Origin of the sequence: Janthinobacterium violaceinigrum (assembly GCF_009208555.1) — a bacterium.
GTDB classification, from domain to species: Bacteria; Pseudomonadota; Gammaproteobacteria; order Burkholderiales; family Burkholderiaceae_D; genus Janthinobacterium; species Janthinobacterium violaceinigrum.
In genome coordinates, this window is record NZ_WFLI01000018.1 from 59,180 (window position 1) to 80,524 (window position 21,345).

At 62.0% G+C, this 21,345-nt stretch carries 21 protein-coding genes; all 21 read left to right on the forward strand.

Going from position 1 to position 21,345, the window contains the following annotated elements; genetic code table 11:
- The first annotated feature begins 85 nt into the window (after nt 1–85).
- The 21 genes from GCN75_RS16320 (at nt 86) to GCN75_RS16420 (ending at nt 21,342) form a co-directional block, all read left to right on the forward strand.
- Nucleotides 86–577 (forward strand): YqaA family protein, encoded by a 492-nt coding sequence (locus tag GCN75_RS16320; protein ID WP_152256795.1) that lies wholly within the window; start codon nt 86–88, stop codon nt 575–577.
- A 269-nt stretch (nt 578–846) separates the two neighbouring features.
- A complete protein-coding gene (locus GCN75_RS16325; RefSeq protein ID WP_152283407.1) occupies nt 847–4,887 on the forward strand; it encodes a DUF3683 domain-containing protein in 4,041 nt (1,346 codons plus the stop codon).
- Complete coding sequence (locus GCN75_RS16330) at nt 4,887–5,336, forward strand: HIT family protein (protein WP_152283408.1); 450 nt, start codon at nt 4,887–4,889, stop codon at nt 5,334–5,336. The genes GCN75_RS16325 and GCN75_RS16330 overlap by 1 nt, the downstream gene beginning before the upstream one ends.
- Nucleotides 5,337–5,345: 9 nt before the next feature.
- Nucleotides 5,346–5,798, forward strand: coding sequence for a gamma-butyrobetaine hydroxylase-like domain-containing protein (locus GCN75_RS16335; protein ID WP_152283409.1), 453 nt, complete (start codon nt 5,346–5,348; stop codon nt 5,796–5,798).
- A 214-nt stretch (nt 5,799–6,012) separates the two neighbouring features.
- Complete coding sequence (locus GCN75_RS16340) at nt 6,013–6,357, forward strand: YciI family protein (protein WP_152256790.1); 345 nt, start codon at nt 6,013–6,015, stop codon at nt 6,355–6,357.
- Nucleotides 6,358–6,359: 2 nt separating this feature from the next.
- Nucleotides 6,360–7,601 (forward strand): RNA polymerase sigma factor, encoded by a 1,242-nt coding sequence (locus GCN75_RS16345; RefSeq protein WP_152283410.1) that lies wholly within the window; start codon nt 6,360–6,362, stop codon nt 7,599–7,601.
- 29 nt (nt 7,602–7,630) lie between these two features.
- Nucleotides 7,631–8,365, forward strand: a complete 735-nt coding sequence (ubiE, locus tag GCN75_RS16350) for a bifunctional demethylmenaquinone methyltransferase/2-methoxy-6-polyprenyl-1,4-benzoquinol methylase UbiE (RefSeq protein ID WP_034753359.1) — start codon at nt 7,631–7,633, stop codon at nt 8,363–8,365.
- A 43-nt stretch (nt 8,366–8,408) separates the two neighbouring features.
- Nucleotides 8,409–9,353 carry a Tim44 domain-containing protein gene (locus GCN75_RS16355; RefSeq protein WP_152283411.1) on the forward strand — a complete coding sequence of 315 codons (945 nt, stop codon included), beginning with the start codon at nt 8,409–8,411 and terminating at the stop codon, nt 9,351–9,353.
- Between the two features lie 147 nt (nt 9,354–9,500).
- On the forward strand, nt 9,501–10,139 hold the full coding sequence (locus GCN75_RS16360) for a ubiquinone biosynthesis accessory factor UbiJ (protein ID WP_226941429.1): 639 nt from the start codon (nt 9,501–9,503) through the stop codon (nt 10,137–10,139).
- Complete coding sequence (gene ubiB, locus GCN75_RS16365) at nt 10,136–11,707, forward strand: ubiquinone biosynthesis regulatory protein kinase UbiB (protein ID WP_152283412.1); 1,572 nt, start codon at nt 10,136–10,138, stop codon at nt 11,705–11,707. The genes GCN75_RS16360 and ubiB overlap by 4 nt, the downstream gene beginning before the upstream one ends.
- 19 nt (nt 11,708–11,726) lie before the next feature.
- Nucleotides 11,727–12,329 (forward strand): methyltransferase, encoded by a 603-nt coding sequence (locus tag GCN75_RS16370; protein ID WP_152283413.1) that lies wholly within the window; start codon nt 11,727–11,729, stop codon nt 12,327–12,329.
- 91 nt (nt 12,330–12,420) lie between these two features.
- Nucleotides 12,421–12,729: an FmdB family zinc ribbon protein gene (locus GCN75_RS16375; protein ID WP_152283414.1), complete on the forward strand. Its 309-nt coding sequence runs from the start codon at nt 12,421–12,423 to the stop codon at nt 12,727–12,729.
- Nucleotides 12,730–12,769: 40 nt separating this feature from the next.
- Nucleotides 12,770–13,393 carry a DUF502 domain-containing protein gene (locus GCN75_RS16380; RefSeq protein ID WP_152256784.1) on the forward strand — a complete coding sequence of 208 codons (624 nt, stop codon included), beginning with the start codon at nt 12,770–12,772 and terminating at the stop codon, nt 13,391–13,393.
- A gap of 69 nt (nt 13,394–13,462) precedes the next feature.
- Nucleotides 13,463–15,259 (forward strand): aspartate--tRNA ligase, encoded by a 1,797-nt coding sequence (gene aspS, locus GCN75_RS16385; protein ID WP_152283448.1) that lies wholly within the window; start codon nt 13,463–13,465, stop codon nt 15,257–15,259.
- 87 nt (nt 15,260–15,346) lie between these two features.
- A complete protein-coding gene (gene nudB / locus GCN75_RS16390; protein WP_152283415.1) occupies nt 15,347–15,811 on the forward strand; it encodes a dihydroneopterin triphosphate diphosphatase in 465 nt (154 codons plus the stop codon).
- 19 nt (nt 15,812–15,830) lie between these two features.
- Nucleotides 15,831–16,124, forward strand: a complete 294-nt coding sequence (locus GCN75_RS16395) for a hypothetical protein (protein ID WP_152256782.1) — start codon at nt 15,831–15,833, stop codon at nt 16,122–16,124.
- Nucleotides 16,125–16,209: 85 nt separating this feature from the next.
- Entirely contained in the window at nt 16,210–17,031 is an 822-nt protein-coding gene (locus tag GCN75_RS16400; RefSeq protein ID WP_152256781.1) for an endonuclease/exonuclease/phosphatase family protein, read from the forward strand.
- A gap of 9 nt (nt 17,032–17,040) precedes the next feature.
- Complete coding sequence (gene clsB / locus GCN75_RS16405; protein WP_099378508.1) at nt 17,041–18,204, forward strand: cardiolipin synthase ClsB; 1,164 nt, start codon at nt 17,041–17,043, stop codon at nt 18,202–18,204.
- Complete coding sequence (locus GCN75_RS16410) at nt 18,201–18,590, forward strand: RNA-binding S4 domain-containing protein (protein ID WP_152256780.1); 390 nt, start codon at nt 18,201–18,203, stop codon at nt 18,588–18,590. Before clsB ends, GCN75_RS16410 begins: the two co-directional genes overlap by 4 nt.
- Before the next feature lie 279 nt (nt 18,591–18,869).
- Nucleotides 18,870–19,472, forward strand: a complete 603-nt coding sequence (locus GCN75_RS16415; protein ID WP_152256853.1) for a TetR/AcrR family transcriptional regulator — start codon at nt 18,870–18,872, stop codon at nt 19,470–19,472.
- Between the two features lie 79 nt (nt 19,473–19,551).
- Nucleotides 19,552–21,342, forward strand: coding sequence for an acyl-CoA dehydrogenase C-terminal domain-containing protein (locus GCN75_RS16420; protein WP_034753387.1), 1,791 nt, complete (start codon nt 19,552–19,554; stop codon nt 21,340–21,342).
- The last annotated feature ends 3 nt before the right edge of the window (nt 21,343–21,345 follow it).

Sequence of the window (21,345 nt, forward strand, 5' to 3'; positions counted from 1 at the left end):
AGCCCTTGCCGGTCGGCGCGGATTGTGCGGCGCGCAAGCTGCTCTTCATTATAATGGAGAGCCTTACTGCATCGCGAAGTGTTCCATGATCGAATCCGCAATCGCCTGGCTGCTGCAGCTGATCGCCGCACCGGAAGTCGGGCTGACATCGGTCTTTCTGATCAGCTTTATTTCCGCCACCCTCTTGCCGCTGGGCTCGGAACCGGCCGTGTTTGCCGTCATCAAGGCCAATCCCGCGCTGTTCTGGGCCACCATCGGCGTCGCCACCCTGGGTAACACCCTGGGCGGCGTCGTCGACTACTGGATGGGCTACCGGGCCAAGCAGGCGTTCGCCAAGGAACGCGACACGCGCTGGTTCCGCTGGCTGGCCCGCTATGGCGCCAAGACCATGCTGCTGGCCTGGCTGCCCATCGTGGGCGATCCCCTGTGCACGCTGGCAGGCTGGCTCAAGCTGCCGTTCTGGCCCAGCGTGGCCTACATGGCCATCGGCAAGTGTGCGCGCTACCTGACCATGACGGGTTTGCTGCTGTACGTCCCCGATGGCGTATGGCACCGGATTGGACAAATGCTGGCTTGATCGGCACGCAAACGGGGCGCAATGCAACGCCTGTTTGCCCTGTTTTTGGGCAGTTTGATAGTTTGTGGCTGAGTCTGATTCTTGGCATTTTTGCGTCAAAAAATCATCGGGACTGGTTTTTTATTCACAAAAAATAAGACTTCCCCATATTTGCTATGGCGGCGGATCGGGTGCTTAAACCTTGGGCGGCATAAGGCTGTTCCCGCATGGTGCGGCGCAATAAGATAAAATGGGCCTTTAGGGTCCAGTCCACATCGTCACCACACTCCATGAACGCTCCCGCACATATCCAAGCTTTACTGGCAGAAACGCCGAATGGTCCCGCAGCAAGCCGCCTGCGCGAAATCCCGTATAACTACACGTCGTTTTCCGATCGCGAGATCGTCATACGCCTGTTGGGGGAGGACTCCTGGCGCCTGCTCGACGAGCTGCGCGGCGCCCGCCAGACGGGCCGTTCCGCCCGCATGCTGTACGAGGTGCTGGGCGATATCTGGGTGGTGCGCCGCAATCCCTACCTGCAGGATGACTTGCTGGACAACCCGAAGCGCCGCCAGGGCTTGATCGATGCCTTGCATCACCGCCTGGCCGAAGTCGATAAGCGCCGCCTGGGCATCGATGCGGCCGGCGGCGACGCGCTGGCTGCCGGCGAAGCGCCGGAAGTGGCCAAGGCGCGCAGCGCCAACGTGGAACTGCTGCTGAAGGCGGCCAGCAAGGCCGTGGCCGACTTCGGCGACGAATTCCGCAAGACCTACGACTTGCGCAAGCGCACGGTCAAGGTGCTGGGCCGCTACACGGAAAAACACAATGTGCGCTTCGACGGCATGACGCGCGTGTCGCACGTGACGGACGCCACCGACTGGCGCGTGGAATACCCGTTCGTCGTGCTCACGCCCGACACGGAAGAAGAAATGGCCGGCCTGGTCAAGGGCTGTATCGAACTGGGGCTGACCATCATCCCGCGCGGCGGCGGCACCGGCTACACGGGCGGCGCGATTCCATTGACGCCGATGTCGGCCGTCATCAACACGGAAAAACTCATTACCCTGGGCGCCGTCGAAATGACGGTCTTGCCTGGCCTCACGCATGAATACGCGACCATCCATTCGGGCGCCGGCGTGATCACGAACAAGGTGTCGGAAGCGGCGGAAAAGGCTGGCTTCGTGTTTGCCGTCGACCCCACCTCGGCGCACGCCTCGTGCATCGGCGGCAACGTCGCCATGAATGCAGGCGGCAAGAAAGCCGTGCTGTGGGGCACGGCGCTGGACAACCTGGCGTCGTGGCGCATGGTGGACCCGAACGGCGACTGGCTCGACGTCACGCGCCTCGACCACAACCTGGGCAAGATCCACGATATCGCGCTGGCACGTTTCCAGCTGGAATGGCGCCACCCGAGCACGCGCGACGCGACGAAACCGAACGCGCCGTTCAAGACGGAAATCCTGGAAATTCCTGGCCGCAAGTTCCGCAAGGAAGGCCTGGGCAAGGACGTGACGGACAAATTCCTCGCCGGCTTGCCGGGCATCCAGAAAGAGGGTTGCGACGGCCTGATCACATCGGCGCGCTGGATCTTGCACAAGATGCCGAAGTTCGCCCGCACCGTCTGCCTGGAATTCTTCGGCCAGGCGCGCGATGCGATCCCGTCGATCGTGGAAATCAAGGATTACCTCGACGGCTTGCCGGCCAAGGGTGAGCAGTACACGACCATCCGCCTGGCGGGCCTGGAACATCTGGACGAGCGCTACCTGCGTGCCGTCGGCTACGCCACGAAGTCGAAGCGGGGCGTGCTGCCGAAGATGGCCCTGTTCGGCGACATCGTCGGCGACGATGAAAATGCTGTCGCGCAAGCGGCGTCGGAAGTGGTGCGCATCGCCAACACCCGCGTGGGCGAAGGCTTTGTGGCCGTCAGCCCGGAAGCGCGCAAGAAATTCTGGCTCGACCGCGCCCGCACGGCAGCGATCGCCAAGCATACGAACGCGTTCAAGATCAATGAAGACGTGGTGATTCCGCTCAACCGCATGGGCGAATACACGGACGGCATCGAGCGCATCAATATCGAGCTGTCGATCAAGAACAAGCTGCAGCTGGCCGCAGCGTTGAGCGACTTCTTTGGCAAGGGCAACCTGCCGATCGGCAAGAGCGACGATGCGTCCGATGACCGGGTCGACGATGCGGAAATGCTGGGCGATCGCGCTGAGCAGGCGCAGCAGTTGCTGGCGCAGGTCACGGCACGCTGGACCTATCTGCTGGGCCAGCTGGACCGTCCGCTGGCCGATGTAAAGGGCGAACTGGCGGAACTGGGCATGGAGCGCTTGCTGCCCGTCTTCGATGCGCGCCTGGAAACGCAGCCCGACGCCACCCTGTTCGACGTGGTGCAGGACCGTACCGTGCGCATTACCTGGAAGCAGGAAATCCGCGCCCAGCTGCGCCAGATATTCAACGGCGCCGCGTTTAAACTGATCCTCGACGAGGCGACGGCGATTCACGCGCGCATCTTGCGCAGCCGCGTGTTCGTGGCCCTGCACATGCATGCGGGCGACGGCAACGTGCACACGAACTTGCCCGTGAACTCGGACAACTACGAAATGCTGCAGGACGCCCACGAAGCCGTGGGCCGCATCATGATTTTGGCCCGCTCGCTCAATGGCGTGATTTCCGGCGAACACGGTATCGGCATCACCAAGCTGGAATTTTTGACGGAAGAAGAGATCGGCGAGTTCCGCAGCTACAAGCAGCGCATCGATCCGGAAGGCCGTTTCAACAAGGGCAAACTGCTGAACCTGCCAGGCATGGGCGCCGACTTGCGCAATGCTTACACGCCATCGTTCGGCCTGATGGGGCACGAGTCCTTGATCATGCAGCAAAGCGATATCGGCGCCATCGCCGACAGCGTGAAGGATTGCTTGCGTTGCGGCAAGTGCAAACCCGTGTGCTCGACCCACGTGCCGCGCGCCAATTTGCTGTACTCGCCGCGCGACAAGATCTTGGCGACCTCGTCCCTGATCGAAGCCTTCCTGTACGAAGAACAGACGCGCCGCGGCATTTCCATCAAGCATTGGGAAGAGTTCGAAGACGTGGCCGATCACTGCACGGTCTGCCATAAATGCGTGACGCCGTGCCCCGTGAATATCGACTTCGGCGACGTGTCGATGAACATGCGTAACTTGCTGCGCAAGATGGACAAGAAGAGCTTTAATCCGGGCACCAAGGCCACGATGATGTTCCTCAACGCCACCGATCCCGTGACCATCAATGCCACGCGCAAGGTCATGATCGGCTGGGGTTACAAGGCGCAGCGCCTGGGCCATGATTTGCTGAAGAAATTTGCCAAGAAGCAAACCAAAGCGCCGCCGCCATCGACGGGCAAGCCGCCCGTCAAGGCGCAGGTGATCCATTTCATCAACAAGAAAATGCCGGGCAACTTGCCGAAGAAATCGGCGCGCGCGCTGCTCGACATCGAAGACGACAAGGTCATCCCGATCATTCGCAATCCGAAGACGACGACGGCCGATACGGAAGCCGTGTTCTACTTCCCTGGTTGCGGCTCGGAACGCCTGTTCTCGCAAGTGGGCCTGGCCACGCAGGCGATGCTGTGGGAAGTGGGCGTGCAGACGGTCTTGCCGCCTGGCTACCTGTGCTGCGGTTATCCGCAGCGGGGCGCGGGCGAGTTCGACAAGGCCGAGAAGATGATGACGGACAACCGCGTCCTGTTCCACCGTATGGCCAACACGCTCAATTACCTGGATATCAAGACGGTGCTCGTGTCGTGCGGCACCTGCTACGACCAGCTGGCCACGTATCAGTTTGAAAAGATCTTCCCCGGCTGCCGCATCATGGATATCCATGAGTATCTGCTGGAAAAACAGGTGAAGCTGGAAGGCGTGAACGGCACCCGTTATATGTACCACGAGCCATGCCACAATCCGATGAAGTTGCAGGAATCGGGCAAGACCATCAACTCCCTGATCAGCACGGTAGACAACGTGAAGATCGAGAAGAATGACCGTTGCTGCGGCGAATCGGGTTCGCTGGCTGTCACGCGTCCCGACATTTCCACGCAAGTGCGTTTCCGCAAGGAAGAAGAGATGGTCAAGGGCGCCGACAAGCTGCGCGGCGATGGGTTTACCGGCGACGTCAAGATCCTCACCAGCTGCCCGTCGTGCCTGCAAGGCTTGTCGCGCTACAATGACGATTCGGGCACGACGGCCGATTACATCGTCGTCGAAATCGCCAAACACTTGCTGGGAGAGAACTGGATGCCGGATTACGTGAAACGCGCCAATGACGGCGGCATCGAACGGGTGCTCGTGTGATGTCCACGGGCTGCGATCTGTGCACCTTGCTGGACGGCTACGCCAACAAGCAGGGTCTGGAGACCTTGCTGTGGCGCAGCGAGCGGCTGTCCGTGGTGGCCGTCGACGACCCCGCCTATCCCGGCTTTTGCCGCGTGATCTGGAACAAGCACGTGAAGGAAATGACGGACTTGACGCCCGGTGAGCGCAACTACGTGATGGAAGTCGTGTGGCAAGTCGAGCTGGCCGTGCGTGAAGTGATGCAGCCGGAAAAGGTCAACGTGGCCAGTTTCGGCAACATGACGCCGCATGTGCACTGGCACGTGATTCCCCGCTACCGCGACGATGCGCATTTCCCGAACCCCAGCTGGGCCGTCGTGCAGCGCGAGACGGCGCCCCAGGTGCTGGCCGCGCGCCGCGCCCTGCTGCCGGCCTTGCGCGACGCCATCATTCAACGTTTATCCGCATAAAGTATTGTCATGACTGAAAAAGCAGCAACACCCCAACCCACCGGCTTGACCGTGCACAACCAGTCGCGCGTGCTCGACGTGGCCTTCGACGATGGCAGCGAATTTGCGCTGCCGTTCGAATACCTGCGCGTGTATTCGCCGTCGGCCGAAGTGCAGGGCCATGGCAAGGGCCAGGAAACCTTGCAATTAGGCAAGCGCCTGGTGGGCATCACGGGCATCGAGCCGGTCGGCAACTACGCCGTGCAGCCGACCTTCAGCGATGGCCACAATTCGGGCCTGTACACGTGGGCCTACCTGTACCAGCTGGGCGCGGAGCAAGCGACCCTGTGGCAGGATTACCTGGACCGCCTGGTGGCAGCCGGCTACCCGGGCGACAGCGGCCGCGACGCCAAGGCGGACATGACGGTCAAGCAATCGTCCGGCGGTCATGTTCATGGACCCAGTTGTGGGCACAAACATTAAAACACCTGAAAAACCTACTGCGCGTCGCCATTTGCGGCCGCCGATGCTCACTGTGCTCAAGCACAGTTCCGCTTCTCGGCCACAACTTGCTTCCGCTCGCTACGGTTTTTTAGGTGTTTAGAAAAAATAATGCGGTAATCTTGTCGGATTGCCGCCGCCCCGTTCGTCGTATGGATGCCCGCGCTTGCGGGCATTTTCTTTTGGAGAAGAGACTATGGAATACATGATCCTGATCTACGCCGACGAGGCGCGCTATGCCGCCATGGAAGAGGGGCAGATGGCCAGCCTGATGGCTGACTTTGCCAGCTATACGCAGGCGCTGGAAGCCGCAGGCGTGCTGCGCGGCGGTGCGGAACTGGCGCCCGTGCACAGCGCCACCAGCGTGCGTGTGCAAAATGGCAAGCCCGTCATCACGGATGGACCGTTTGCGGAAACCAAGGAGCAGCTGGGCGGCTATTACCTGCTGGACTGCGCCCACCTGGACGAGGCGCTGGCCTGGGCCGCGCGCTGCCCCGTGGCCTCGCTGGGCACCATCGAAGTGCGGCCCGTCACGGCTTGAGCATGGCTGGCGACGCCATTACGGCCGTCGAGCACGTCTTTCGCCAGGAACGGGGCAGGGTGCTGGCTGGCCTGATGGGGCGTTTTGGCGACCTGGGCCTGGCGGAAGATGTGCTGCAGGAAGCGTGCCGCAAGGCGCTGGAACTGTGGCCGCAGGCGGGCATTCCGTCCAATCCCGCCGCCTGGCTCAGTGCCGTGGCGCGCAACGCTGGCCTCGATCACGTGCGCCGCGCGGGCAAGAGCGTCACCGAGGCCGAGGCCGTGCTGGCGCGTCTGCCGGCCGCCATGGTTGATGAGACGCAAGCGATCGAGGACGACCGCTTGCGCCTGCTGTTCATCTGCTGCCATCCCGCGCTGGCGCCCGAGGCGCAAGTGGCACTGGCCCTGCGCACCCTGTGTGGCTTGTCCACGGCCGAGATCGCGCGCGCCTTCGGCCTGGCGGAAACGGCGCTGTCGCAGCGCGTATTGCGCGCCAAGCGCAAGATCGCCGAAGCGCGCATCCCCTTCGAGTTGCCGCCAGCGCAAGACTGGCCGCAACGGCTGGCGCAAGTACAGCACGTCATCTATCTGGTGTTTAGCGAAGGCTATTGCGCCAGCGGAGGCGATAGCCTGTTGCGCGCCGACCTGTGCGCGGAAGCGCTGCGCCTGGCGCGCCTGCTCGACAGCCTGCAGCCCGGCCAGCCGGAGGTGCAGGGCTTGTTGGCCTTGCTGCTGCTGCAGGCGTCGCGGGGTCCGGCCCGCCTCTCGCCCGAAGGCGATCTGCTGACGCTGGAAGAACAGGACCGCCGCCTGTGGCACGGCGACTTGATTGCCGAAGGCCTGTCCGTGCTGGCGCAGGCCTTGCCGGCGCGCGCGCCGGGGCCATATCAGTTGCAGGCCGCCATCGCCGCCCTGCACGCCAGGGCCGTCACGGCAAGCCAGACGGACTGGCGCCAGATCAGCGCCCTGTATGGCGCCTTGCTGCGGCACAAGCCGGAACCCCTGATCTTGCTCAATGCCGTGATCGCCTGCGCGATGGCGCATGGCGCCGAGCACGGCCTGGCGTGGCTCGATCGCCTGGAAACCGTGCCCAGCCTTGCCAACTCGCATTATCTGCACGCGGCCCGGGCCGACTTGCTGCGCCGCCAGGGCGACCGGGCGGGGGCGCTGGCGGCGTATGCGCAGGCGGCAATGCTGGCTGCGAATACAGTGGAAAGGCAATACCTTCTCCGGCGTCACGGGGAAATGCGCCTGCCGCTTGTATAATGCACGCAAGTTCAAACAGACTGCCTACCATGACCAATACGACCCATTTCGGATACAAAACAGTTGCAGAAGACGACAAAGTGCGCGAAGTCGCCAAGGTGTTCCATTCCGTCGCTGCCAAATACGACGTGATGAACGACTTGATGTCGGGCGGGCTGCACCGTCTGTGGAAGACGTTTACGATTGCCAACGCGGGCGTGCGCCCCGGTTTCAAGGTGCTCGACATTGCCGGCGGCACGGGCGACCTGTCGAAGGCGTTCGCCAAGCAGGCGGGGCCTACCGGCGAAGTCTGGTTGACCGATATCAATGAGTCGATGTTGCGCGTGGGCCGCGATCGCCTCTTGAATCGGGGCCTGCTCACCCCCACCTTGTTGTGTGACGCGGAAAAACTGCCATTCCCCGATAACTATTTTGACCGTGTCAGCGTGGCTTTTGGCCTGCGCAACATGACGCACAAGGATGTGGCGCTGGCGGAAATGCGCCGCGTGCTGAAACCGGGCGGCAAGCTGCTGGTGCTGGAGTTTTCCAAGGTGGCGGCGCCCCTGCAAAAGCCGTACGACCTGTATTCGTTCTCGGTCTTGCCGTGGTTCGGACAGAAAATCGCCGGCGACGCGGAAAGCTATCGCTACCTGGCTGAATCGATCCGTATGCACCCGGACCAGGAAACCTTGAAGACCATGATGGAAACGGCGGGCCTGGAGCGCGTGCAGTACTACAATTTGACGGCAGGCATTGCCGCTTTGCATACCGGCATCAAGATGTAACTCAAGCTGTAACTCACCCTTGTCGGTGATTTTAGGAGATGGAATGAAACTGAAGAAATTTATGGTCGGCATGATGCTGGCCGCGACCACGGTATCCATGCTGGGCGAGGCGCTGGCCCGTCCCATGGGCGGTGGCCGTTCGTTTGGCCGCCAGTCGCAAAACGTGGGCCGCCAGGCTCCTGCGCCGGCACCGGCCCCTGCGCCGGCAGCCGCGCCACGCCAGGCGCAACCGGCGCCAGCCCCTGCACCGGCTCCTGCCGCGAAGGCGCCTAGCCGCTGGAAGGGCTTGCTGGGCGGCGCCTTGCTGGGCCTGGGCTTGGGCGCGCTGCTGTCGCATTTCGGTCTGGGCGGCGCCCTGGCCAGCATGATCAGCACCTTGCTGATGGTGGCCTTGCTGGCTGGCGTGGCCTTCTTCATCTACCGCATGGTGCGCGGCAAGCGCGATAGCAACGCCAGCGGCAATGCGCCGTTCGCGGGCTTTGGCGGCAACCAGCCGGCACCGGCCGGCAACGTGCCCGACATCGGTTCGCGCATTGCGCCGCTGCCGCCGCTGCAGCCCGTCTCGTCCGGCGTAGGACTGGACAAGCCGGCGCCGGCTGCCGCGCCATGGGGCGTGCCAGGCGACTTCGACAAGGAAGCATTCCTGCGTCACGCGAAAAGCAATTTCATTCGCCTGCAAGCGGCCTGGGACAAGGCGGACGTCAACGATATCCGCGAATTCACGTCGCCGGAAGTGTATGCGGAACTGCGCATGCAAATCCAGGAACGGGGCGCGCAGCCGGACTTTACCGATGTCGTCACCATCGATGCCGAATTGCTGGGGATCGAAACGAGCGTCAACGACTACCTGGCCAGCGTGAAGTTTACGGGCATGATCCGTTCGGCGCCTGGCGCCGCAGCGGAACCGTTCGCGGAAGTGTGGAATATGTCGAAACCCGTCAGCGGCAACAGCGGCTGGGTCCTGGCAGGCATCCAGCAATTGAATTAATTGTCAAAACTTGCTGAATAATGGCTTAAGTGCATGCGGAATGCATGATGCTTGACAGATATTTCCTGCTGAACTGGTAAGATCGAAACCGCCCACGTTGTTTTACGGGCGGTTTTTTCTTTTTGGGGGCGCGAAGCGCGCAACATGATGGCACCACTTTCCGATCTTTCCCTGATGACGCCCGTCATCGCCACTATCAACCACTTGCTGGCGCAGGAGCCGTGGGCGCGCCAGCAGCTGGCCGTGCACGCCGGCAAGCTGGCCTGCATCGACACGGGCGCCGTGGCCTTGCGCCTGCGCGTCGACAGCGCAGGCATGCTGGAAGCGGCGCCGGCCGACGTGCCGGCCAACGTCACCATCCGCGTGAAATTGTCCGATGTGCCGCTGATCCTGCAAAACCGCGAACGGGCGTTTTCCTACGTCAAGATCGAAGGCGATGCCGAGTTTGCCAATGCGATTTCGCAATTGAGCAAGGGCTTGCGCTGGGAAGCGGAGCACGACCTGGAAAAGGTATTGGGCCCCGTGCTGGCCACGCGCCTCGTGTCCGGCGCCAGGGATGCCGCCGCCTTTGTCCGCACGGGCCAGCAGAAGCTGGCGGAAAACGTGGCTGAATACTTTCTCGACGAACAGCCCATGCTGATCCGTCCCGCGACCTTGCAAGAATATTCCGCTGGCGTGACGCGCGTGCGCGATGACGTCGAACGCCTGGCCAAGCGCCTTGCCCGGCTGGAAAAGGCGGCCGCCGCCCTCCAGCCGCAGTCCTCCTCACCGGATTTGTCTACATGATATTGAAATTCCTGCGCCTGTTTAAAATCATCCGTGTTTCCATCAAGTACGGCCTGGATGAGATAGCGATTTCTGGTCTGCAAGTTCCCCGCACCGCCAAATTGATCGATACCCTGATTTTCTGGCGCGACTTGTCGTCGCCGCGGGGCTTGCGCCTGCGCCTGGCGCTGGAAGAGCTGGGCCCGATCTTCGTCAAGTTCGGCCAGGTGCTGTCGACCCGGCGCGACCTGATGCCGCCCGATATCGCCGAAGAGCTGGCGCGGCTGCAGGACCGGGTGCCGCCGTTCGACTCCGACCTGGCCGTCGCGCAAATCACCAAGTCCCTGGGCGCGCACCCGGACCAGTTGTTTGCCCGCTTCGAGCGCGAGCCGGTGGCGTCCGCCTCGATTGCCCAGGTGCACTTCGCCACCTTGAAGGATGGCCGCGAAGTGGCCGTGAAGGTCTTGCGTCCAGGCATGAAGAAGCTGATCGACGAAGACGTGGCCCTGATGCACATCGCGGCCGGCTGGATCAGCCGCCTGTGGGCCGACAGCAAGCGCTTGAAGCCGAAAGAGGTGGTGGGCGAGTTCGACAAATACCTGCACGACGAGCTGGACCTGATGCGCGAGGCGGCCAACGCCAGCCAGCTGCGCCGCAACTTCGCCAACTCGGACTTGCTGCTGGTGCCGGAAATGCACTGGGATTACTGCTCCAGCAGCGTCATCGTGATGGAACGCATGTATGGGATTCCCGTGTCGCAGACGGACCGCCTGGTGGCGGCCGGCGTGGATTTGCGCAAGCTGTCCAGCGATGGTGTGGAGATTTTCTTCACGCAAGTGTTCCGCGATGGCTTTTTCCATGCGGACATGCATCCGGGCAATATCCTCGTGTCGATCGCGCCCGAATCGTTCGGCCGCTACATCGCCCTGGACTTTGGCATCGTGGGCACCCTGAACGATTACGACAAGGATTACCTGTCGCAAAACTTCCTCGCCTTCTTCCGCCGCGACTACAAGCGCGTGGCCGAGGCGCATATCGAATCGGGCTGGGCGCCGAAGGACACGCGCGTCGATGAGCTGGAAGCGGCCGTGCGCGCCTGTTGCGAGCCCATCTTCGACCGTCCGCTGAAAGATATTTCTTTTGGGCAAGTTCTGCTGCGCTTGTTCCAGACCTCGCGCCGCTTCAACGTGGAAGTGCAGCCGCAGCTGGTGCTGCTGCAAAAGACCCTGCTCAATATCGAAGGCCTGGGCCGCCAGCTGGACCCGGAACTGGACTTGTGGCAAACGGCCAAGCCCTACCTGGAAAAATGGATGAGCAACCAGGTGGGACCGCAGGGCTTCATGGAGCGCCTGCGCGCCGAGGCGCCCCGTTATGCGCACATCTTCCCGCAACTGCCGCGCTTGCTGCACCAGGCCTTGACGGTGCATGGCGAGCCGCGCGAAAACGAGGTGGAACTGATGAAAACCTTGTTGGCGGAGCAACGCCAGACGAACCGCCTGCTGAGCTTTATCGTGTACTTCGTGGGTGCTTTCGCGCTTGGCGCGCTGGGCTTGCAAGTATTCATGCGCTGGCACCAACTGCCGTTTTAACTGGATCAGGACGTAAGTGATGGCTGACTTTCACACCCGCGATCCGCTGTCGCCCGCCTTCTGGGACGAGCGTTTCGAGAAGCAATTCACGCCGTGGGACCATGGCGGCGTGCCATCGCGCTTGCGCCGCTTCGTTGCCGGCAGCCCGGCGCCGCTGCGCTGCCTGATTCCCGGCTGCGGCTCCGCGTACGAGCTGGTCTTCATGCTGGAACATGGCTGGGATGCCACGGCCATCGACTTTGCGCCGGCCGCCGTGGCCGCCGCGCGCGCCGTCGTCGGTGAGCGGGCAGGGCAGGTGGTGGAGGCGGATTTCTTTGCCTGGCAGCCGGCAGCGCCGCTGGACCTGATCTATGAACGGGCTTTCCTGTGCGCCATGCCGCGCGCCATGTGGCCGCAGGTAGCGGCCCGCTGGGCGCAGCTGCTGGCGCCCGGTGCCATGCTGGTCGGCTACTTCTTCTTTGACGACAATGCCAAGGGACCGCCGTTTGGTATTTCGCGTGAGCAACTGCAGGCCTTGCTGGCGCCGCATTTCGACTGCCTGGCCGATGAAGCCGTGGACGATTCCATCGCCGTCTTTGCCGGCAAGGAGCGCTGGATGAGCTGGCGCCGCCGGGCGGACTGAGGCTGACAGGCCCGGTGGGTGGGCATTTTCCGCTGGGAATGGCGGAAAAGCTTTATAATTCAGGGTTTTTGATGATTTTCTCGGAGTAGAGATGCCGATTTACGCTTACCGTTGTGACGAGTGTGGTTTTGCCAAGGACGTCTTGCAAAAGATCTCCGATCCAGTACTGACGGTGTGCCTGTCGTGCGGCAAGCCCAGTTTCAAGAAACAATTGACGGCCGCCGGTTTCCAATTGAAGGGCACTGGCTGGTACGCAACGGATTTCCGCGGCGGCACGGCGCCTACCACGGCGATTCCGACGGGCCCGGCCGATAGCGCCAAGCCTGCCCCGGCCGTCGAGAGCGCGCCTGCCGCAGCCCCTGCGCCCGCCCCGGCTGCCGCTGCGCCGAAAGCGGACTGAAACGCGCGCCGCGCCGATACTATCCCTTACCGAGAAACCGATGCGTAAATACTTTATTACCGGATTGCTGATTTTAGTACCGCTGGCCATCACCGTCTGGGTACTGAATCTGGTGATCGGCACCCTGGACCAGTCGCTGCTGCTGGTGCCGGAACGTTTCCGCCCGAACTCGCTGTTCGGCTTTGACATTCCTGGCCTGGGCACGATACTGACGATACTCATCGTTTTCCTGACGGGATTGCTGACGAATAACCTGGTCGGCAATTACGTGGTGAAACTGTGGGAAAAATTGCTGCATCGCATACCCATCGTCAATTCCCTGTATTCGAGCGTCAAGCAAGTCTCGGATACCTTGTTTTCCTCGTCGGGCAATGCTTTCCGCAAGGCCGTGCTGGTGCCGTATCCGCACCAGAATTCCTGGACCATCGCGTTCCTGACCGGCGTGCCGGGCGGCGATGCGGCGAACCACCTGGTGGGCGACTATGTCAGCGTATATGTGCCGACGACGCCGAATCCGACATCGGGCTTTTTCCTGATGATGAAGCGCAGCGATGTCGTCGAACTCGACATGAGCGTCGATGCGGCGCTCAAATATATCGTCTCGATGGGCGTGGTGGCGCCTGCGGAAGTTGTTGCTGTACCGGCCCCGGCAGCCAAAGAATAAAGGCAGGCGTCCCGTGCGGGACGTGGCCGGATTGAACACTCACTAACCTGAACTGAGAATTTTATGTCTATGCGTACTGAATATTGCGGCCTCGTTACCGAAGCCATGCTGGGACAAACCGTCAGCCTGTGCGGCTGGGTACATCGCCGCCGCGACCACGGCAGCCTGATCTTCATCGACTTGCGCGACCGTGAAGGCCTGGTGCAAATCGTCTGCAATCCGGAACAAGCGGAAATGTTCAAGGTCGCCGAAGCCGTGCGCAACGAATTCTGCCTGCGCGTGACGGGCGTGGTGACCAACCGTATCGAAGGCACGATCAACAACAACCTGAAATCGGGCAAGATCGAAGTGGTGTGCTCGGAACTGGAAGTGCTGAACCCTTCCGTGCCCGTGCCGTTCCAGCTGGACGACGACAACCTGTCGGAAACGACGCGCCTGACGCACCGCGTGCTGGACCTGCGCCGCCCGCAAATGCAGAACAACCTGCGCCTGCGCTACAAGGTGACGATGGAAGTGCGCAAGTACCTCGACGCGCTGGGCTTCATCGACATCGAAACGCCGATGCTGACCAAGTCCACGCCAGAAGGCGCGCGCGACTACCTGGTGCCATCGCGCGTGAACGCAGGCAGCTTCTTCGCCTTGCCGCAATCGCCACAGTTGTTCAAGCAACTGTTGATGGTCGCTAACTTCGACCGTTACTACCAGATCACCAAGTGCTTCCGCGATGAAGACTTGCGCGCTGACCGCCAGCCGGAATTCACGCAGATCGACTGCGAAACCTCGTTCCTGACGGAACAGGAAATCCGCGACCTGTTCGAAGACATGATCCGCGTCGTCTTCAAGAACACGCTGGACATCGACCTGCCGAACCCGTTCCCGGTGATGGACTTTGCCGAAGCGATGGGCCTGTACGGTTCCGACAAGCCGGACATGCGCGTCAAGCTGGCCTTCACGGACTTGACCGAAGTCATGAAGTCGGTCGAATTCAAGGTCTTCAACGGCGCCGCCAACATGCCGAACGGCCGCGTGGTGGCCCTGCGCGTACCGCAAGGCGGCAGCATGCCCCGTTCGGAAATCGATGCCTACACCCAGTTCGTCGCCATCTACGGCGCCAAGGGCCTCGCTTACATCAAGGTCAACGAGAAAGCCAGGGGTCCTGAAGGCTTGCAGTCGCCGATCGTCAAGTTCCTGCCCGCCGACGTGCTGGCCACGATCCTCGAGCAGACGGGCGCGCAGGACGGCGACCTGATCTTCTTCGGCGCGGACAAGGCCAAGGTCGTCAACGACGCCATCGGCGCGTTGCGCGTGAAAATCGGTCACAGCGAGTTCGGCAAGAAAGCGGGCCTGTTCGAAGACGTGTGGAAACCATTGTGGGTGGTCGACTTCCCGATGTTCGAACACGACGAAGAAGCGGACCGCTGGACGGCAACCCACCATCCATTCACGGCGCCGAAAGATGGCCATGAAGACATGCTGGAAACCAATCCGGGCGCCTGCATCGCCAAGGCCTACGACATGGTCTTGAACGGCTGGGAACTGGGTGGCGGTTCCATCCGTATCCACCGCGAAGAAGTGCAAAGCAAGGTCTTCCGTGCATTGAAGATCGATGCCGAAGAAGCACAGCTGAAGTTCGGCTTCCTGCTCGACGCCCTGCAATACGGCGCGCCACCGCATGGCGGCCTGGCATTCGGCCTGGACCGTATCGTGACCATGATGACGGGTTCCGAATCGATCCGCGACGTGATCGCCTTCCCGAAAACCCAGCGCGCACAAGATCTGTTGACCCATGCGCCGTCGGAAGTAGACGAGAAGCAATTGCGCGAACTGCACATCCGTTTGCGCAGCGCCGAGCCAAAAGTAGTGTAATGAAGCATGCGGCTGCCCAGGCAGCCGCTACCGTTTTACTTGCTGAGGCAAAAAAAGGCGCTGCGAGGCGCCTTTTTCATTCTTGATATGAGCCATAAAATTCCCGTTTCCGTGCTGGTCGTCATCCATACGGCGGATCTGGACGTCTTGCTGATCGAACGCGCGGGCCAGCCCGGTTTCTGGCAATCCGTGACGGGTTCCGTCGATGCCGCCGATGAACCGCTGCTGCAGACGGCCGTGCGCGAATTGTGCGAAGAGACCGGCATCGTTGCCGATGGGCACGACATCGTGCTGCGCGACTGGCACCTGTCGAACGTGTACGAGATCTATCCGATCTGGCGCCACCGCTATGCGCCGGGCGTGACGCGCAACACGGAGCACGTGTTCAGCGTGCAAGTGCCGCGCGACATCGCCATCACCCTGAGTCCGCGCGAACACTTGCAATACACGTGGCTGCCGTACCTGGCGGCGGCTGACCGTTGTTTCTCGTCGTCCAACGCGGAAGCGATTTTGCAGTTGCCGGCCATGACGGGCCTGGCGCGTCCCATCTGATTTCCCTAGAAAGCATTCCATGTTGAACTGGTTCCATTTGACTGCGCAGCAAAAACTGCTGGGCACCCTGGGCATCGTTTTCTGCCTGTGTTTTATTTTCCTGCTGTTTAGCTCCACCGTGCCTGGCCGCACGCCGCCCATCGGCATGCCGCTGATGGCCATCGGCTGGCTGCTGCACCCGGGGGCATTTGCCAAGGGCAAGCGCACGGTGGCCTGGCGCGGCGCACCGTTGCTGGTGAAAATCGTCTGGGCGGCCGGCATCACGGCGCTGATCGTCAGCGTGACGGCGGGCGTGGGACGCATGCTGGCCTGATGGTGTGCGTGATTGTGCTCGTTTAGGTGCGCACGCGCACCTACGCCGGCGCCGCGCGGGGCCTGTCTGGGAGTAGAATCAATGCATGAAAATCCGCGTAGCAACTTATAATATACACAAGGGTGTCTCCTCCGTGCGGGGCTTGCCCAGGGTGCATGCCTTGAAGCAGGCGATCGCGCTGTTCCATGCAGATGTTGTTTTTTTGCAAGAGGTGCAGGGCAAGCATGACCGCAATGCGGCCCGCTATGGCGCCGAGAAAAACGGCCACAAGCATTGGCCGGAGGCGTCGCAGCATGAGTTCTTTGCCGGCGCCGAGCACCATTCCGCGTACGGCATGAATGCCGTGTATGACCATGGCCACCACGGCAACGCCTTGCTGAGCAAATTTCCCATCGCTTCGCAAACCAACCACGACGTCTCCGACCACGCCTACGAGCAGCGCGGCATCCTGCACTGCGTGCTCAAGACGCCGCAGGCCGACGTGCACTGTTATGTCGTCCACCTGGGCCTGTTCGAGTCGGGACGGGGCCGCCAGACGCAGGCGCTGATCGATGCCGTCATGGAATCGGCGCCAAATGGCGAGCCCGTCATCATCGCGGGCGATTTCAACGACTGGCGCAACACGCTCAGCGACAAGCTGCGCAATGCGCTGGGCGTGGTGGAAGTGTTCGACCAGCGCGCGTCGAATTCGGCCTTGGGCGACCTCGTGCGTACCCTGGCGCGGCGCCAGACGAAAACCCCCGTGCCCGTGCCGGCGCGCACCTTTCCCGCTGCCTTGCCCTGGTTCCGCCTGGACCGCATCTATGTGCGCGGTTTCCATGTGGAAGGTGCGCAAGTGATGCACGGCACCTTGTGGGCAAAACTGTCGGACCACGCGCCGATAGTTGCTGCTTTGAAACTCGCGTAGACTGCCGGCATGCGCACAGTCAATTTCATCGCCCACAACGACATCCAGCTGCTGTATTGCGGCACCGATTACTTCCCCGCGCTGATTGCCGCCATCGACGGTGCGCGCTCGGAGGTCTATTTTGAAACCTATATCTTTGCCGACGACGCCACGGGCACCCTGGTGCTCGACGCCCTGAAGCGGGCGGCCGCGCGGGGCGTGCTGGTGTGCATGATCACGGACTGGTTCGGCACGGGCAACCGCCGGGTCAACGCCATGCATGCGCAACTGGAAGCGGCGGGCGTGCACCACCGCATCTTCAACCCGTGGTTCCGGCGCGGCATCACGCGCACGCACCGCAAGATCTGCGTGGCCGATGGTGAAATTGCCCTGGTGGGCGGCATCAATATCAACGACGACATGTTTTGCGACTACGACCACAACATCAGCCTGGAAGCGCCGCGCTGGGATTTTGCCGTGCAGGTGAAGGGCCCGCTGGTGGACGCCATCCACGAGGAAGTGCAGGCGCAGTGGGCACGATTGGGCAAGATGAACCTGGTGCGGCGCATCAAGCTGTACCGCAAGATGCGCGTCGTCAGCAAGGAGCTGGCGAAGAACCCCGTGGTGGCCGGCTTTGTCGTGCGCGACAACCTGCGCAACCGCCGCACCATCCAGCGCGCCTATCTGCAGGCGCTGGGCCAGGCGAGGAAAAGCGTGATGCTGGCCAACCCGTATTTCGCGCCCGGCCACAAGCTGCGCCGCGCGCTGGCCCAGGCGGCCCAGCGGGGCGTCGACGTGGTGCTGCTGATCGGCGTGGGCGAATTTCGCATGCAGGATGCCGTGGCGCACTCGTTTTATCCGAAGCTGCTGGCTGCCGGGGTAAAGATCGTCGAATACCGCAAGACGCAGCTGCACGCCAAGGTGGCCGTCGTCGACGATGACTGGGCGACGGTCGGTTCCAGCAACATCGATGCGCTGAGCCTGTTCCTGAACCAGGAAGCAAACGTGGTCATCAAGGATGTGGCGTTTGCGCAAAGCCTGCGCCAGCACATCGAGCAGGGCGTGGCCGACGGCATCGTCATCCACCAGGACGATTTCAAGCACATCGGCCGTTTCCGCCGCCTCGGCTATGAAGCGGCGTTTCTCGCGTACCGGCTGGTGATGCGCATTTTTTCAGTAGGCAAGTACGCATGAACGACATGACAACGGTAAGGCTGGACAAATGGCTGTGGGCCGCGCGTTTCTTCAAGACGCGCTCCCTGGCCAGCGAGGCCGTCGACACGGGCAAGGTGAAAGTGGGCGGCGAGCGCGTGAAACCGGCGCGCAGCCTGCGCGTGGGCGACGAGCTGGCCATCGACAATGGCGCGGAGACGTGGGAAGTGGCCGTGCTGGGCTTGTCCGACAAGCGCGGCGCGGCGCCCGTGGCGCGCCTGCTGTACGGGGAAACGCCGGCCAGCATCGCCCGCCGCGAGCAGTTGGCCGAGGAGCGCAAGCTGTTCCGCGAGCCCGGCAGCACCATCAAGGGCCGGCCGACCAAGCGCGACCGCCGTCAATTGAGCAAGGCAGGCGGCCTCGACTGAGGCATGCCGCCGGCGGCGCGGGCGGGGAAAATCCGGGGCAATCCCCGGCAAAACCCGTGTTTGCCGCCCCGAAAGCAGCACCAATCACGCGGTCGAAGAATGCTGCGCTGCACCAATAGAACGCCGGCTCTAAAGTTCCCGTTTGACTTTTACGTGGTAGTGGATAATAGTACGAGCGTTCGGATTTTTTCGAGGCGTGCTTTTTTTACCCTCGCTTCACTCCGCCAGATCGGCAACATCACTTTTAGAACGGTACTCTTGAATACTTCAGTCAAATTCATGCGCAAGGGCGAACTGACCCGTGCCGCCATCCTCGACGTGGCGCTGGACTTGTCCAGCCGCGACGGCCTGGAAGGCCTGACCATCGGCTTGCTTGCGGACAAAATGAACATGAGCAAGTCGGGCGTGTTTGCCCACTTTGGCTCGCGCGAAGACTTGCAGATGGAAGTGCTCAAGCTCTACCACTATCGTTTCGAGCAAGAAGTCTTTTTCCCCAGCATGAAAGAACCACGCGGCATCCAGCGCCTGCAATCGATGTTTGCGCGCTGGGTCAAGCGGGTCAGCGTGGAAATCGCTTCCGGCTGCATCTATATCAGCGGCGCCGTCGAGTATGACGACCGTCCCGGCCCCATCCGCGAAGCCCTGGTGGCCATGGTGCGGGCCTGGCAGGGCGCGCTGCTGCGCTGTGTCGAGCAATCGATCGCCACGGGCGACCTGAAAGCGGACACGGACGCCCAGCAGCTGGTGTACGAGATGTATGGCCTGATCCTGGCCCTGCATCACGACGCGCGCTTCCTGCGCGTGCCGGGCAGCATCGAACGGGCGCAAGCAGGCTTTGTCCGCCTGCTGGCGTCGTACCAGAATCCAGTCACAAGCAAATAAGCCGTCAGGCAGTATCCGCAGCAACGCACACGCAGTTCACAAGTACAACACTTTAGCTAATCGCCTTCAGGAGAAAATTATGGGTCAATACGTCGCGCCAATCCGGGATATGCAATTCGTCCTGCATGAGTTCCTGCAAGTGGAAGAAGAACTGAAGCAAATGCCGTCGTACGCCGACGTCGACGCCGACATCATCAACCAGGTGCTGGAAGAGGGCGGCAAATTCACCTCCGAAGTATTGTTCCCGCTGAACCACTCCGGCGACCGCGAAGGCTGCCACCACGATCCCGTCACGAAAAGCGTGACCACGCCGAAAGGTTTCAAGGAAGCCTACAAGCAGTACGTCGAAGGCGGCTGGGCGGCGCTGGCGTGCGATCCGGAATACGGCGGCCAGGGCTTGCCCGTCGTACTGAACAACTCGTTCTATGAAATGCTGAACTCGTCGAACCAGGCCTGGTCCATGTACCCTGGCCTGTCGCACGGCGCCTACGAGTGCCTGAAGGAACACGGCACCGACCACCAGAAGGAAGTGTATCTGCCGAAGCTGGTGTCGGGCGAGTGGACGGGCACCATGTGCCTGACCGAACCGCACTGCGGCACCGACCTGGGCCTGCTGCGCTCGAAAGCGCTGCCTGAGGCGGACGGTTCCTGGACCATCACCGGCAACAAGATCTTCATCTCGGCCGGCGAGCACGACATGGCGGAAAACATCCTGCACCTGGTGCTGGCCCGCGTGCCGGACGCGCCGGAAGGCTCGAAGGGCATCTCGCTGTTCCTGGTGCCGAAATTCCTGCCGAACGCGGACGGCACGGTCGGTGAACGCAACCCGATCACCTGCGGCGCCATCGAAGAAAAAATGGGCATCCACGGCAATTCGACCTGCCAGATGAACCTGGACGGCGCGAAAGGCTGGATCATCGGCCAGCCGAACAAGGGCTTGAACGCCATGTTCGTTTTCATGAACGCGGCCCGCCTGGGCGTGGGCATGCAGTCGCTGGGCCTGACGGAAATCGCCTACCAGAACGCGCTGATCTACGCCAAGGACCGCACGCAAATGCGTTCGCTGTCCGGCATCAAGAACCCGGAACTGCCGGCCGACCGCATCATCGTGCACCCTGACGTGCGCCGCATGCTGTTGACGGGAAAAGCCTACGCCGAAGGCGCGCGCGCCTTCACTTCCTACGTGGCGCTGCAGATCGACCGCGAACTGCACCACCCTGACGCCGACGTGCGCAAGGAAGCGGCCGACGAAGTGGCGCTGCTGACGCCCGTCATCAAGGCGTTCATCACCGACAACGCTTGGATCGCCACCTCGGACGCGATGCAAGTGTTCGGCGGCCACGGCTACATCTCGGAATGGGGCATGGAACAGTATGTGCGCGACGCGCGCATCAACATGATCTACGAAGGCACGAACACGATCCAGTCGCTGGACCTGCTGGGCCGCAAGATCCTGGGCGACAACGGCGCCAAGCTGCGCAAGTTCGGCGAAAAGATCAAGGCTTTCGTCGAAGACAACGGCACCGATGAAGCGATGAGCGAATTCGTCACCCCACTGGGCGACCTGGGCGACAAAGTCACCAAGCTGACCATGGAAATCGGCATGAAGGCATTCCAGAATCCGGACGAAGTGGGCGCGGCATGCGTGCCTTACCTGCGCGTCGTCGGCCACATGATCTACAGCTACCTGTTCGCGCAGATGGCCAAGATCGCCCTCGAAAAAGAGTCCAGCGGCGACAAGTTCTACACCGCCAAACTGGCTACCGCACGTTTCTACTTCGCCCGCTTGCAGCCTGAAACGGCAACCCTGATCCGTCAGGCGCGTTCCGGTTCGGCCAACCTGATGGCACTCGACGCAGACCTGTTCTAAGAC

Bases quoted from the DNA above. Each gene is read 5' to 3' on its own strand.
- GCN75_RS16400 (WP_152256781.1), top strand. From the start codon at position 16,210: ATGAAAATCCGCGTAGCAACTTATAATATACACAAGGGTGTCTCCTCC.
- ubiE (WP_034753359.1), top strand. From the start codon at position 7,631: ATGACCAATACGACCCATTTCGGATACAAAACAGTTGCAGAAGACGAC.
- GCN75_RS16360 (WP_226941429.1), top strand. From the start codon at position 9,501: ATGGCACCACTTTCCGATCTTTCCCTGATGACGCCCGTCATCGCCACT.
- GCN75_RS16340 (WP_152256790.1), top strand. From the start codon at position 6,013: ATGGAATACATGATCCTGATCTACGCCGACGAGGCGCGCTATGCCGCC.
- GCN75_RS16320 (WP_152256795.1), top strand. From the start codon at position 86: ATGATCGAATCCGCAATCGCCTGGCTGCTGCAGCTGATCGCCGCACCG.
- GCN75_RS16370 (WP_152283413.1), top strand. From the start codon at position 11,727: ATGGCTGACTTTCACACCCGCGATCCGCTGTCGCCCGCCTTCTGGGAC.
- GCN75_RS16410 (WP_152256780.1), top strand. From the start codon at position 18,201: ATGAACGACATGACAACGGTAAGGCTGGACAAATGGCTGTGGGCCGCG.
- ubiB (WP_152283412.1), top strand. From the start codon at position 10,136: ATGATATTGAAATTCCTGCGCCTGTTTAAAATCATCCGTGTTTCCATC.
- GCN75_RS16325 (WP_152283407.1), top strand. From the start codon at position 847: ATGAACGCTCCCGCACATATCCAAGCTTTACTGGCAGAAACGCCGAAT.
- GCN75_RS16335 (WP_152283409.1), top strand. From the start codon at position 5,346: ATGACTGAAAAAGCAGCAACACCCCAACCCACCGGCTTGACCGTGCAC.
- GCN75_RS16420 (WP_034753387.1), top strand. From the start codon at position 19,552: ATGGGTCAATACGTCGCGCCAATCCGGGATATGCAATTCGTCCTGCAT.
- GCN75_RS16415 (WP_152256853.1), top strand. From the start codon at position 18,870: ATGCGCAAGGGCGAACTGACCCGTGCCGCCATCCTCGACGTGGCGCTG.
- GCN75_RS16375 (WP_152283414.1), top strand. From the start codon at position 12,421: ATGCCGATTTACGCTTACCGTTGTGACGAGTGTGGTTTTGCCAAGGAC.
- GCN75_RS16330 (WP_152283408.1), top strand. From the start codon at position 4,887: ATGTCCACGGGCTGCGATCTGTGCACCTTGCTGGACGGCTACGCCAAC.
- nudB (WP_152283415.1), top strand. From the start codon at position 15,347: ATGAGCCATAAAATTCCCGTTTCCGTGCTGGTCGTCATCCATACGGCG.
- GCN75_RS16345 (WP_152283410.1), top strand. From the start codon at position 6,360: ATGGCTGGCGACGCCATTACGGCCGTCGAGCACGTCTTTCGCCAGGAA.
- clsB (WP_099378508.1), top strand. From the start codon at position 17,041: ATGCGCACAGTCAATTTCATCGCCCACAACGACATCCAGCTGCTGTAT.
- GCN75_RS16355 (WP_152283411.1), top strand. From the start codon at position 8,409: ATGAAACTGAAGAAATTTATGGTCGGCATGATGCTGGCCGCGACCACG.
- aspS (WP_152283448.1), top strand. From the start codon at position 13,463: ATGCGTACTGAATATTGCGGCCTCGTTACCGAAGCCATGCTGGGACAA.
- GCN75_RS16380 (WP_152256784.1), top strand. From the start codon at position 12,770: ATGCGTAAATACTTTATTACCGGATTGCTGATTTTAGTACCGCTGGCC.
- GCN75_RS16395 (WP_152256782.1), top strand. From the start codon at position 15,831: ATGTTGAACTGGTTCCATTTGACTGCGCAGCAAAAACTGCTGGGCACC.